The sequence below is a fragment of the Bacillus sp. JK62 genome (genome assembly GCF_053663455.1).
Genome location: NZ_JBSJQA010000002.1, coordinates 152,684 through 165,641, shown reverse-complemented (window position 1 = coordinate 165,641; position 12,958 = coordinate 152,684). Strand labels below are relative to the sequence as shown.

Below are 12,958 nucleotides of genomic sequence, written 5' to 3'. Positions count from 1 at the left end.
AATAAAATGACTTTTCTCAAGATTCTATCAAAATTGTAAACCAATCCGGGCTTGATTAACAAGAGGCTAACGACATGAAAATCACCAGCCTCCCGTTTGATCAGGCTCTTTCATCAATCGGAACAAAAGTCTGCTTATCCGGGCCCGTGTAATCAGCGCGCGGGCGGATGAGGCGGTTGTTATCGTACTGTTCAAGAATATGGGCGATCCATCCTGACATTCTGCTGATCGCAAAGATCGGCGTGAACAGATCGTGATCAATGCCGAGACTGTGGTATACAGATGCGGAATAGAAATCAACGTTAGGCGGGAGTTTTTTCTCCGACGTCACGATTTCTTCGACACGGATTGACATCTCGTACCATTTGCTTTCACCCGTCAGATTCGTCAGGCGTTTGCTCATTTCTTTTAAGTGTTTGGCGCGCGGGTCTCCATGCTTATACACACGGTGTCCGAAGCCCATTACTTTTTCCTTTTTCTCCATTTTGCTGCGGATATAAGGCTCGGCGTTTTCCACTTCGCCGATTTCTGTCAGCATTTTCATGACGGCTTCATTGGCTCCGCCGTGAAGCGGTCCTTTTAAAGCGCCGATGGCGGCGGTGATGCCTGAGTAAATATCAGATAAGGTGGCGACACATACTCTCGCCGTAAATGTTGATGCGTTCAGCTCATGATCCGCATGAAGAATGAGCGCTTTGTTAAACGCTTCCACTTCGATCGGAGAAGGCTCTTCACCGTTTAAGGTGTAAAGGAAGTTCTCCGCGATTCCGTACTCTTCCTTCGGTTCAACAGGATCAAGTCCTTTGCGGATTCTTGAGAAAGCGGCGACAATGCCCGGCACTTTCGCCTGCAGACGGATGGCTTTTCTGTAGTTCGCTTCCGGATTCATGACATCGGCTTCACTGTCAGTCAGACCGAGTAATGAAATCGCCGTCCGGAGCGCAGCCATTGGATGTACGTTATTGAGGGGATAGGATTTGAAGTGCTCAATGATTTCTTGTGGAACGGCAGCTTCTTTCGCAAGCTGTTTTTTCAGTTCAGCAAGTTCCGTTTTATTCGGCAGGCGCAGATGCCACAGCAAATAAATGATTTCTTCAAAACTTGCATTCTCTGTCAAGTCGTCAATATCGTACCCTACATATGTAAGGGTATCGTCGATAATAGAGCTTACAGATGATGTTGTTGCTACAACCCCTTCAAGACCGCGTGTTGCTGTCATATTCAACCTCTCCTTTTCAATCAAAATTCCCCTTTAAAGAGTATATAAAACATACGGCTTACTTAAAATGAGTCATGCAAACAATCCCTTTCCCCTTTAAGAAAATGCTTACATTTCACTGGTTGCGGTTACATAACCGGTATGCTTATAGAGGAACATAACAAATTCTTATAAGCTTATTTAAGTTTAAGCCTATTCTTATTATAAACAATAATCTGATTAATTTGTAGACTTTTAACTAAAAATGTTTTAAAAGCCCTATATATCAAGGCTTGGCGTTGATAAATTTAATCGTGTGCTTTCAGATGCTTTGTAAAACCATGTATTCTATGTCTTCATTTGGGGGAGCTTTGGGGAAACATTAAAAGGACAGGCGCGACAACTTCACCGCAAATTTACCCCCCCTTCTTTACCGGAGAAGGGGGGTATTTTGTTTACTCGACTGAATCAATATTCGGATCAGCTTCGGAAATCCATGTCTTGGTTTTAGTTGGCTCAAATTTTCTTATAAATATCTTTGTTGTTACTTCGTATTTCGCTTTTGTGTATATAACGATCCATTTGTATTTTTCTGCGGACTTCAAACGAATATCACCCTTTGAAGCAACTTAACCTGTTACCATACTTGTAAATGCAACAGCCTAAGCCCCAGCCTAAATTAAAAGTTGCAGTCAAATATCTTGTAATATGGTACATACCTATACCACCTGATGCCGCCGAAGCAACTGCATAAGCCGGTATCGTATAATCTGGTTTCAATTGCCCGTCCCATTTCGCCTGAACATAAGCTGCATTTTTCAAGACATTGCTTGAGGCATATTAATTTAATCCAGCAGTATGATAAACCATCAAATTTTCAATACTCACATTAGGGTCTAAATCGGAGGTAACAATATTTCCTCTATTACCCTCTTCCTTTTCTGTGGCAAAAGCCAAAGTAACCCCACTAAACACCAGTGACCAGGAAATAATACCGATCACCAAAGACTTGTTGGTTCTTAAAAACCCACAGGTCTTTCTCCTTTCAAATACACGTTTAAGTTTGTTTTTGAAAACGCTGCCTTTTTTTGAGTTATTTAAGCTATGATTTGAAATAGGGGGGTGGAAAATGAGGGAATTGATTTTGACAATAATAAACGCAATAATTTGTGGTGTCATCGTTTATTATGTTAGTTCCTTAGGTTTTCTGCTGCTAGTCATTTGTTTGTTTATCCCCACCTATATTATTATGAAAATTAATGTTTTTTTAATAAGAGAAAAAACAAAAATACTTGACAATAAAAAAAGATGCAACCTTTTAAAAGGCCACATCTTTTTTAGTTTTGAAATCATGTTTGCAGTCGCGCAGCTAGTTGTATTACCTCGTTATCAGTTTTGGCTGCATTATGATGAAGATGAGTCGTGTTTCCTACAAAAGCAATTATACCGAACGTAATAGCGAAAGCAGAGACAGAGAAACAAATTGCTTTTTTAATATTCATACAAACAATCCCCCCGCTGTATTTGAAGTTGAGACTCCACCATCTTATCATAAAAAATTGTAGCCATTTCAAAGTCCTTCATTTCTTTGAAAAAATTTGCTGTTAAAAGTGTCAACTCTTCGACATACGAATACATATGAATATTTTCAAGCTTACTTAAAATTTCCTCAAGGCTTTCTTTGTTAATGGGTTCAGCAAATAAAACGTATAAAAACTCTGTTAATAAGCAAAACAAATTGTCGTCATATTTTACTGCTGTTTTTAAACCTTCTTTTAAAGCTTGGCCTGCCGCGGCTGTTTTCTTTTGTTTAAATAATACTATGGAAAGTGAATAATATGAATGGGGCAGAGTTCTCAATTTCATTTCTTCACCAATCTCAATTGCTTGTCTCAAATACGCTTCGGCCTTTTCTTCTTGTCCCATGTAGTGATAACTTTCACCCAAATTATAAAGAGCAGAGGAAATCAACCTTTTATGACCAAATTCTTGCGAAAGCTTCAAGGCTTCCTTAAGATGCTGTAATCCTTTTTCGTAATGTTTAAAATCAAGATAATTACCCACAATTACAAATAAACTTTGAATTTTTCGGACGGTATAAAGCGGATTTCGATCATAAATTTCTAACGCTTTTAGAATATGATGCATGGATACGTGCGTTTGTTTCATATTATAATAAGCCTCTGCCAACTTAAAATGAAACTCAGCTTGTTCTATTTCATCAGAGACATGATGAATTTCCATCTCTGCTTTACGATAAAAATTAATTGCTTCTACATATTGCTTCTGATCAAATTCGTACATTCCGCGAAAAAAATGCGAGTAATATTTTAAGAGGCCGGTAAGTGTTTTTTGTGGTTTCTCAATCTTCTCAAGTAGTTCTGTGGTGGTTGGCCTATCAGACCTATACTTTATTTCTGGGTTTAGATAATCCAGCATAAGTTGATGACGAAAAGTCATGAGCGAGTAATAAATAAGTAAATACTCGTCTTCTTCCATTTCTTTTATTTCGTTTTCCACTTCGGCTTTTAAAATTTCCGCGTCTGGCACACTAAATTGACGAATCATCTTGTACCACTCGTTAATTTTAACGCCTACATGTGAAGACGGTAATACTTGGTCCATGCATTCCCCTCCTCCTCTTTTGATTTATTTTCCACTAATTTCTTATTTTCTGTAAACGAAAAAATACCGCAATTTTCCTAATTAACCGAAAATAACAAAAAGTGATAGCGATTTTGGAAATAGAACATCCATGAATAAAACACTTATATACACCCTTGCGGATGCTAAACTTACGATTTTCGTCAAGTATATTTATGCTATAAAGAGAAACTAGAAGTCTATTTTTTGCCTTAAAAAGGAGTACAGAAATTATCTTCTGTACTCCAAAATCTAAATAAGAAATCAATCTTAAGATAAATAAATCCAATTTATATCGTCAAATTCTTTGATAACATAATCTGATCCTATACTACGTAAAATTCTATTAAAGAAAATGATGTCATCTTCATCATCGTAATCATATAAATTCTTTTGAACATATTCTTTAATAATAAAATTCGTTAAATTTGTATGATTAACAAATTCGGAAAAGTAAGATCTTATAAAAATTGAATCATCTTCATTTAATTTTTCATCATTAACAATTGAAATCTTAAAAACATTTAAAATCACATTAATATCTTCTTCATCCATATAACACAATGGTGCTATTTTTTTGTCTTCTTCTGTAAATGGCTTTCGAGTATCTTCAATTATTACGTAAGATAAAATGTTACCATCTTTCAGCACACGAAAAACTTCTAAATCACGTAATTTTAAAGCTCTATTAAGAGATAGCATTATTTCCCCCTACTCAAATATTAAAACCCAAACCTACTGTTACACCTATTTAAAGCTGCTATTGTTATCACATATGCAGGATTCAATAATATATCAATCCAACTATATTTAGTAATTTTTTTCGTTCTTTATCTAATTTTTCTTGTTTCTTTAACGCTGATTTTCATCTTTGTCTTTAGTCCATAAATGCCGTCAGCAGTCATGCCGTACATGGACTGGAATCGTTTGACTGCATTTGCGCTGTTTTCGGGCCGTAAATATCCTCATCAAACCGTTCATCAATTGAAACTGACTGACTCATTTACTGATGTAAGTGAAGTTAAATAAATGCAGAAAAACCCTCCTCATCTCGAGAAGGGCTTGATTTCTGCTTCTTCTTTCTAAATCAGTCCGAAGAAAAAACTGATGCCGCTCAACTTTTCAATCGAAGGGCTCCATCGGGTTCTCCAACTATTTGCCCCTATGCTTTTCTTTTGCTTTTTGTTTTCTGATTAAATATTTTTGTTCCTTTATTTTTTCTCTTTGTTTTCTGTTCAGTTGTTTTTTCTTTTCTTTTCTTGCTTCAAGCTCCTGTTTTATCGCTTTTTGCGCCTTAGTTGATATCCCGATATTTTTCATCTCTTTAGAAGCTTGCCGTTGTAATCTTTTTGGGTTTAACTTCTTAGATTTTGCTTTAACACAAACCCCTGCTTGTTCAGTACGGGAGAGAGTCTGTAAAAGTTGATTATGAACAAAATGCATGATTTCTGAATCCTTGGGCTCTTGTCCAAACAAATGACGAATGGCTCTTAATTTCCCATTATTCACAACTTCAATGACTCCTACCCAAAACTGACCATCGTAGTAAACCGTTAATTTCATAACGATTCCCTCCTCCTAAATTTACTGAAGAATGATGGACATCCCGAGGAGGGGAAGGTTACTGACATTTTAAATAATGCATCCGGACTACCAACCGAATTGTGTTTTTTCATTCTCACTATAAATTTAACAAACTTTCAAATTGAAGGAAAGGGTCTCCGCTTATTTTAACAACACTTCAAGTTTTGATTTGGTTCAAGTGCATAAATTCCATCAGCTTTTAATCCATTCATCAATTGGAACCGCCTTACTGCATCCGCTGTCATCGCACAATATGCGCCGTCGATTCCGAAGTTCTTTGTTACATGGTAAGCCACTTCATTCCTCGGAATAATGCAAATGGCATTTGTCTGAACTACAAAATGCGCTGCAAACTCTTATTTTCACCCGCAAAAAAAAGCAGCTTTACGCCGCTTTTTTACTTTATGAAGTGAATATTTTAACGATTTGCATGGCCAAGTAGGCGATTCCGGCGCCGATTAACGGGCCGACGGCGACGCCTCCGAAAAGCGCGACGGCAAGTATCGTGCCGATGACCAGCGCCGTTGTAATATGAGGGTCGTTTTCCAATAGGGTGAGACCGTTTTTGGCGATTAAGGCAACCGCGATCCCGGCACCGAGAGCGATCCACGCATAATATGATTTCATCGCTTCTCCGAGCTGTTTAAAACCGATATCACCTGTGGCAATCGGCACTAAAACGGCGATTGTAATGACGGTGACCCCCCAGTTGATGCCTTTTGACTGAATAACCGGATATAGTTTCTGATCAAGACCGACAGCTTTTATCACAATGAGAAAGCCGACGGCAAAAAGCAATGACTGATTTTTGGCTACCAATGCGATGGCCAGCAATAATAGTAAAAATAAATTCGCCTGTGTAAACATCCTGAAAGCACCCTCTTTCATCATATCTGTAATCATATCCTTTTTTTTGACGAATAAACTAATGTAATAGGACGTGCCGACCGAGAGGAGGATCGATGTGAATCCGCACTATGCAACTGTTTTTTTCCGCGCGCTGTTTGTACTCGCTGCGGCCGGCGGCGCTTTAGCGGCCGGTTACGCCTCATTTCCGTTAACTTATCCGTTTCTGATCGCCCTTATTCTGTCATCAGCGATCATTCCCGTTGTTGACTGGCTGGACAAACTGACGGGGCTGCCACGGTCAGTCAATACAGTCATTGTCCTGGTCTTCTTTTTGCTTATTCTTCTCGGCGCGGCGACATTTCTCGTTGCGGAAATCATTTCGGGAACCGCCTATCTGGCCAAAACGCTCCCTCCCCATATCAGCGCCTTTATGACGTATTGCGAAGAGCTGTTCACTTCCCGCATTCAGCCATTGTATCACGAGCTGACCGTCTTATTTAACGGGCTGGAAACCAATCAGCAGGCTTCCATCGTGACGCATATTCAGACCCTCGGTGATACAGCCGCTAAAAATGCGGGGCTCATGCTTTCACATCTTTTGGAGCTGGTGCCGAAATGGATTGCCTTCCTTCCCAATACAGCTGCCGTCTTCATTTTCGCAATGCTGGCGACTTTTTTTATGACAAAGGACTGGCATAAGCTGAAGGCGCTGCTTTATTCCATTTTTCCGGAATGGGTTTCGGCAAACGCCAAGGCCGTATCGGGAGAGCTGAAAAAAGCGATGGCAGGTTTCATTAAGGCGCAGGCCGTGCTCATACTTTTCACGATGATCATTGTCTTTATCGGACTTTTTCTTTTAGGGATTGAGCATGCGGCAACCATCGCCTTTTTTATCGGCCTGGTTGATCTGCTCCCGTATCTCGGCGCCGGGTCGGTCTTTGTTCCCTGGATTATGTATTTAGCCATTGCCGGTCAGCTTCCTCAAGCGATCGGTCTCGGTGTTTTATATATTGTGGTTCTCATTCAGCGCCAGCTGACGGAGCCGAAAATTTTAAGCAAGTCAATCGGACTTGATCCGCTTGCGACCTTAATCGCCCTGTTTGCCGGCTTTAAATTGTTCGGAATTTTAGGACTGGCTGCCGGGCCCGCGCTGCTCGTTTTCATTCAGGCCTTTATCACAACGGGCGCTCTAAAAGAAATATGGGCCTATATTACTGTTCAATCCAAATAAAAACAGCAGCCCTGTAAGAAGGCTGCCGTTTTTATTTGATAATGATCCGCTTGTTTTTTGACATTCCTCTCAGCCATTTGAACAAAAGCGGCTTCATGCGGTTCCGAGTGAACGGAATCAGAAGACAGGCCCCTGCAATATCGGACAGAAAACCCGGAAGCATCAAAAGCAGGCCTCCGAAAAAGACGCATATTCCGTCAAGAAGCGCTTCCCCCGGCATTTTGCCGTGCTGCAGGTCGCGCATCACCCGATGATACACATCGGTTCCCTGTCTTTTTGCCACCAAGGCGCCTAACACGCCTGTCAAAATGATGAGAAGGAAGGTCGGAAAAATACCGAGCCATTTTCCCGCCAGCAGAAACAAACCGATTTCAATTGCCGGACATACGATAAACAGTAAGAATAACACTCTCATTTTTCTGCCCTCCTGCCCTTCTAAAAGCGCGTCACCGCCCGCATGGGAATAGGAAAATCAGCCTAAAGACAAAAGAGAAGGGAGAACCCCCCTCTCTTTTTTAAAGCTGTTTAAAGAACGCTTGCGCGGCCTTCATACACAGCGCCGCGGGCAGCGTCAACTGTGATAACCTGTCCTTCTGTTAAAACTGAAGTTGCGTTCTCAAGGCCGACGATAACCGGAATGCCCAAGCTTAAACCGACAACGGCTGCATGGCTTGTCAGACCGCCTTCTTCAGTGATGAGCGCTGATGCTTTTTCAAGTGAAGCGATCATGTCGCGGTCAGTGCTTGAAGCAACCAATACTGCGCCGTCTGTCATTTTTTGTTCAGCTTCTTTCGCATTTTTTGCAACAACGACCGGACCGAATGCAGATTTGCGTCCGATGCCTTGCCCTTTCGCGATAATGCTGCCGACAGTGTGGACTTTCATCAGATTCGTCGTGCCTGATTCACCGACAGAACCTGCTGTAATGACAATCAGATCACCGCGTTTCACGATGCCGCTGTCAAGTGATTTTTGAACCGCGTCTTCAAGCATTTCATCGGTAGAATTCGCGTTTTGGCCGCTTGACGGGAATACACCGAATACAAGGCCGAGTTTGCGTGATACAGACTCATTAACCGTAACGGCTACAATCGGAGCCTGCGGACGGTATTTCGCGATCATACGCGCCGTATGGCCGCTTTCTGTAGGCGTAACGATAGCTGCCGCACTCAGATTGATCGCCGTGTGCGCAACTGATTGGCCGATCGCATCGGTAATCGTCATGCCGACCTGATCTCTGCGTTTAGACAGAATTTCTTTGTAGTTCAGAGATTCTTCCGTGCGTGTGGCGATGTTAAACATTGTTTGAACCGCCTCAACAGGATATTGTCCCGCAGCCGTCTCACCGGAAAGCATGATCGCATCTGTGCCGTCGAAAATGGCGTTGGCAACGTCACTTGCTTCAGCACGTGTCGGACGAGGGTTGCGCTGCATGCTGTCAAGCATTTGTGTCGCAGTAATAACCGGTTTGCCGAGCGCGTTGCATTTTTTGATCATTTCTTTTTGCACGAGCGGCACTTCTTCAGCCGGAATCTCTACGCCTAGGTCTCCGCGCGCTACCATTAAGCCGTCAGATACTTCCAGGATCGCATCCAGGTTGTCCACGCCTTCCTGGTTCTCGATCTTAGGAATGATTTGAATGTCAGACGCGTTATGCTCTTCAAGCAGTTCGCGGATTTCCAGGACATCCGTAGAACGGCGTACAAATGACGCAGCGATGAAATCAACGCCTTGCTCGATACCGAATACGATGTCTTTGGCGTCTTTTTCAGTAATTCCGGGAAGGTTGACGCTGACGCCGGGAACGTTTACGCCTTTTTTATTTTTCAGCGTGCCGCTGTTTAAGATTTTTGTTTTGATTTCGTGTTTTTCCGGATTTGATTCCAGCACTTCCAATCCGATTAAACCGTCATCCAGCAGGATGATAGACCCTGCTGACACGTCGTCTGCCAGGCCTTCATAAGAAACTGAGAATTTTTCAAGCGTTCCCAGCACCTGTTTCGTAGAAACGATAATTTCATTTCCCGCCTGAAGCTCAAGCGCGCCGTTTTCCATATCGTGCGTGCGGATTTCCGGACCTTTCGTATCGAGGAGAATCCCCACGTTTTTGCCGAGCTTTTTGCTGGCTTCTCTGATGTTTTTGATTCTTGCGCCGTGCTCTTCGAAATCACCGTGTGAAAAATTCAGACGAGCAACGTTCATACCCGCTTCCATCAATTTTGTCAGCATTTCTACACTTTCACTGGCCGGACCGATTGTACAAACGATTTTTGTTTTTTTCAACTCGTTCACTTCCTTCTGAAATCTTCAGCTTCTTCCGCCTTAAATAGACAGTTCTTTTGAAAGCTGATACATGTTTGGTTCAACAGTATGTTTTGATTCTAAAATTTCTATAATATCATGGTCTACAAGCTTGTTGTTTTGTATACCTACGCAGCGTCCGCCTTTTCCTTTAAGCAGAAGCTCAACCGCGTAAGCGCCGAGGCGGCTTGCAAGAACCCGGTCAGAAGCGCTTGGAGATCCGCCGCGCTGGATGTGCCCTAAAACGGATACCCGTGTTTCAAGGTTCGTTTCTTCTTCAATGCGTTTTCCGAATTCAACCCCGCTGCCTACCCCTTCTGCAACGATGATGATACTGTGTTTTTTGCCGCGGTCGTGCCCTCTCTTCAAACGGCCGATAATTTCCTCCATATCGTAGTCCGCTTCAGGAATTAAAATTGATTCCGCTCCGCCTGCAAGACCTGCCCATAAAGCAATGTCGCCCGCATGGCGCCCCATCACTTCAATAACGTATGTACGCTCATGAGACGTAGCGGTGTCACGGATTTTATCAATCGCATCAATTACGGTGTTTAACGCCGTATCAAATCCGATCGTAAAATCAGTTCCCGGGATGTCATTATCTATCGTACCCGGTACACCTACACACGGAAACCCGTGTTCCGTTAATTTTTTCGCACCCATGTATGAACCGTCTCCGCCGATGACGACAAGACCTTCAATGCCGAGTTTCTTTAAATTTTCGATTCCTTTTTCACGGCCTTCAACTGTTTTGAATTCAGGACATCTGGCCGTATAGAGCTTTGTTCCGCCGCGGTGGATGATGTCACCGACCGAACCCAGCTCCAGTTTTTCTATTTTTCCGCTGATTAATCCTGAATAACCGTTATAAATTCCGTACACTTCGACGTCGTGGTAGATAGCTTTCCGCACAACCGCGCGCACCGCAGCGTTCATACCCGGGGAATCCCCGCCGCTCGTTAGTACTCCTATACGCTTCATTTCCTATTCACCTCAGCAACATATATATGTTAAACATATCATGATCATTGCCCTAAAACAATGAAAAGGGACGCCTGAGCTCCCATGAAACCTTACCTATTATACAATTAAATAAATTGTTTTTAAATAAAATTTAAGGAATATCACAAAAATCACAAAAAATAAACGTGAGCCATAGGCTTCACGTCTATTCAGTTTACCCCGATATATTGATCCTCAACCGAAACTTTCCCGATTGCTTTATATTTTTCATAGCGCTGTGAGATCAATTCTTCGGCGTTCAATTGAAGAAGAGATTTTAACGTTTCTTTAAGAATACCGTCAATGTAGCCCGCCTGCTGCTTGATATCATGGTGAGCTCCGCCCTTCACTTCTTTAATCATATCATCAATAATTCCTAATTCTAATAAATCGGGCGCAGTAATCTTCATGGTTTCGGCCGCTTTTTTCGCAAGGCTGGAATCTTTCCACAAAATGGACGCGGCTCCTTCAGGAGAAATAACGGAATACGTCGAGTTCTCAAGCATCAGCATGCGGTTGCCCACACCTAACGCAAGCGCGCCTCCGCTGCCGCCTTCCCCGATGACGATACAAACGACAGGCACTGTCAGGCCGGCCATCTCGAACAGGTTCTTGGCGATGGCTTCACTTTGTCCCCGTTCCTCCGCCGCTTTACCCGGGTACGCTCCCTTCGTGTCGATGAAGCAGATAATCGGGCGGTTGAACTTATCCGCCTGCTTCATGAGACGAAGCGCTTTGCGGTAGCCCTCAGGGTGAGGCATCCCGAAATTGCGGACAAGGTTTTCTTTCGTGTCTTTTCCGCGCTGATGTCCGATGACGGTGACCGGCATGCCGTGATATTTGGCGACTCCGCCGACAATCGCAGCATCATCTCCGTATGTTCTGTCTCCGTGGCACTCAAAAAAGTCGGTAAACAGGTATTGAATGTAATCAAGCGTCGTCGGCCGGTCGGGAAGGCGTGCGATCTGCACTCTGTCCCACGGCTTCAGATTTTTATAAATCTCATCCTGGAGCTTGCTGAGCCGGTCTTCAAGCCTTGCGATTTCAGCGCTTAAATCCATCTCCGAATCTTGGGTGAATTTTTTCAGTTCGGCGATTTTCGTCTGCAGTTCAATCACCGGTTTTTCAAATTCTAATCTTGCAGCCACTCATGCTCACCTCCTGTTTGGTGCATGTCCAGCAGAAATGCGAGTTTGTCTTTCATGTCGTTTCGGTGAATCACCGCATCAAGCTGGCCGTGCTTTAATAAAAATTCCGCCGTCTGGAAATCTTCCGGCAGTTTTTCCCCGATCGTCTGTTCAATAATACGTCTTCCTGCAAATCCGATCAAGGCGCCCGGTTCAGCGAAATTATAATCACCGAGAGACGCGAAACTGGCCGATACGCCGCCTGTCGTCGGGTGGGTCATGACAGAAATAATCAGTCCCTGCTCCTCACTGAACAGTTTTAATGCAGAGCTTGTCTTTGCCATTTGCATAAGACTTAAGACCCCCTCCTGCATACGTGCGCCGCCGGAAGCGGTAAAGATGATAAACGGGACTTTTTCCTCTTTTGCTTTTTCAATTGCAAGCGTGATTTTTTCGCCGACAACCGAACCCATGCTGCCCATTCGGAATGTTGAATCCATGATCGCGATCACGGCAGGGAATCCGCTGATGGTTCCTTTTCCGGTAACCACCGCTTCATTCAGAGATGTTTTCTCACGGTCTTTTTCGATTTTTTCTAAGTATTCCGGGAAACCGAGCGGGTTTTCAGATATCATTCCCTGGTTGAATTCTTCGAATGAATCTTCATCCAGGAGGCTTTCAATGCGCTGCTTTGCATTCATCGGGAAATGGTGCCCGCAGTTCATGCAGACGCGCAGGTTTTTATCTAACTCTTTTGTGAGCATGATTTTTTTACATTTGGGGCACTTTGTCATAATGCCTTCCGGAACATCATGTTTTGCCTGCTCAGACGGCACGGAAGCATATTTTTTCTTTTTTGTGAATATATCCTTTAACAAATGATTACCTCCCTTTTGTGAAGGGTTCTCTTCACTGCATGTCTTCCGATTAGATAGACTTAATAATAACTTTACCGAAACTATTGTACTTTTTTTGTCAAACGGTGTCATCCTCCATTCGACATTTTTTGCTGCAAAACAGACG

At 42.9% G+C, this 12,958-nt stretch carries 12 protein-coding genes and 2 pseudogenes; 1 reads left to right on the top strand and 13 read right to left on the bottom strand.

Annotated elements, in window-relative coordinates:
• Window positions 1–100: 100 nt before the first annotated feature.
• From citZ to ACWJJ4_RS05950, 8 genes and pseudogenes are all read right to left on the bottom strand, one after another.
• Window positions 101–1,219: a citrate synthase gene (gene citZ / locus ACWJJ4_RS05985; protein ID WP_017418343.1), complete on the bottom strand. Its 1,119-nt coding sequence runs from the start codon at window positions 1,217–1,219 to the stop codon at window positions 101–103.
• An 819-nt stretch (window positions 1,220–2,038) separates the two neighbouring features.
• The gene (locus ACWJJ4_RS05980; RefSeq protein ID WP_264101113.1) at window positions 2,039–2,377 is read right to left on the bottom strand and encodes a hypothetical protein; all 339 of its coding nucleotides are present in this window, start codon (window positions 2,375–2,377) and stop codon (window positions 2,039–2,041) included.
• A 312-nt stretch (window positions 2,378–2,689) separates the two neighbouring features.
• Entirely contained in the window at window positions 2,690–3,823 is a 1,134-nt protein-coding gene (locus ACWJJ4_RS05975) for a Rap family tetratricopeptide repeat protein (RefSeq protein WP_025853231.1), read from the bottom strand.
• Window positions 3,824–4,111: 288 nt separating this feature from the next.
• Window positions 4,112–4,543, bottom strand: coding sequence for a terpene synthase (locus ACWJJ4_RS05970; RefSeq protein WP_454021507.1), 432 nt, complete (start codon window positions 4,541–4,543; stop codon window positions 4,112–4,114).
• 128 nt (window positions 4,544–4,671) lie between these two features.
• Window positions 4,672–4,799, bottom strand: a pseudogene (locus ACWJJ4_RS05965) (peptidoglycan-binding domain-containing protein); the annotation flags it as partial.
• Between the two features lie 194 nt (window positions 4,800–4,993).
• Window positions 4,994–5,404, bottom strand: coding sequence for a YjdF family protein (locus ACWJJ4_RS05960; protein ID WP_454021506.1), 411 nt, complete (start codon window positions 5,402–5,404; stop codon window positions 4,994–4,996).
• A gap of 162 nt (window positions 5,405–5,566) precedes the next feature.
• Window positions 5,567–5,703 (bottom strand): annotated as a pseudogene (locus ACWJJ4_RS05955) (peptidoglycan-binding domain-containing protein); the annotation flags it as partial.
• Window positions 5,704–5,827: 124 nt separating this feature from the next.
• Window positions 5,828–6,292, bottom strand: coding sequence for a DUF441 domain-containing protein (locus ACWJJ4_RS05950; RefSeq protein WP_094247667.1), 465 nt, complete (start codon window positions 6,290–6,292; stop codon window positions 5,828–5,830).
• Window positions 6,293–6,389: 97 nt separating this feature from the next.
• On the opposite strand from ACWJJ4_RS05950, the gene ytvI reads away from it, so the two are divergent.
• On the top strand, window positions 6,390–7,505 hold the full coding sequence (gene ytvI, locus ACWJJ4_RS05945) for a sporulation integral membrane protein YtvI (protein WP_454021505.1): 1,116 nt from the start codon (window positions 6,390–6,392) through the stop codon (window positions 7,503–7,505).
• Between the two features lie 31 nt (window positions 7,506–7,536).
• On the opposite strand, the gene ACWJJ4_RS05940 is transcribed toward ytvI, so the two are convergent.
• The 5 genes from ACWJJ4_RS05940 to accD all read right to left on the bottom strand — a co-directional run bounded on the left by ACWJJ4_RS05940 (window position 7,537) and on the right by accD (window position 12,813).
• The gene (locus tag ACWJJ4_RS05940; RefSeq protein ID WP_012118168.1) at window positions 7,537–7,920 is read right to left on the bottom strand and encodes an FxsA family protein; all 384 of its coding nucleotides are present in this window, start codon (window positions 7,918–7,920) and stop codon (window positions 7,537–7,539) included.
• Window positions 7,921–8,030: 110 nt separating this feature from the next.
• Window positions 8,031–9,788 carry a pyruvate kinase gene (gene pyk / locus ACWJJ4_RS05935; RefSeq protein ID WP_017418349.1) on the bottom strand — a complete coding sequence of 586 codons (1,758 nt, stop codon included), beginning with the start codon at window positions 9,786–9,788 and terminating at the stop codon, window positions 8,031–8,033.
• 39 nt (window positions 9,789–9,827) lie between these two features.
• Window positions 9,828–10,787 carry a 6-phosphofructokinase gene (gene pfkA / locus ACWJJ4_RS05930; RefSeq protein ID WP_003152443.1) on the bottom strand — a complete coding sequence of 320 codons (960 nt, stop codon included), beginning with the start codon at window positions 10,785–10,787 and terminating at the stop codon, window positions 9,828–9,830.
• Window positions 10,788–10,978: 191 nt separating this feature from the next.
• Window positions 10,979–11,956 (bottom strand): acetyl-CoA carboxylase carboxyl transferase subunit alpha, encoded by a 978-nt coding sequence (accA, locus tag ACWJJ4_RS05925; RefSeq protein WP_007408067.1) that lies wholly within the window; start codon window positions 11,954–11,956, stop codon window positions 10,979–10,981.
• A complete protein-coding gene (gene accD, locus ACWJJ4_RS05920) occupies window positions 11,941–12,813 on the bottom strand; it encodes an acetyl-CoA carboxylase, carboxyltransferase subunit beta (protein WP_003152441.1) in 873 nt (290 codons plus the stop codon). Before accD ends, accA begins: the two co-directional genes overlap by 16 nt.
• Between the last annotated feature and the right edge of the window lie 145 nt (window positions 12,814–12,958).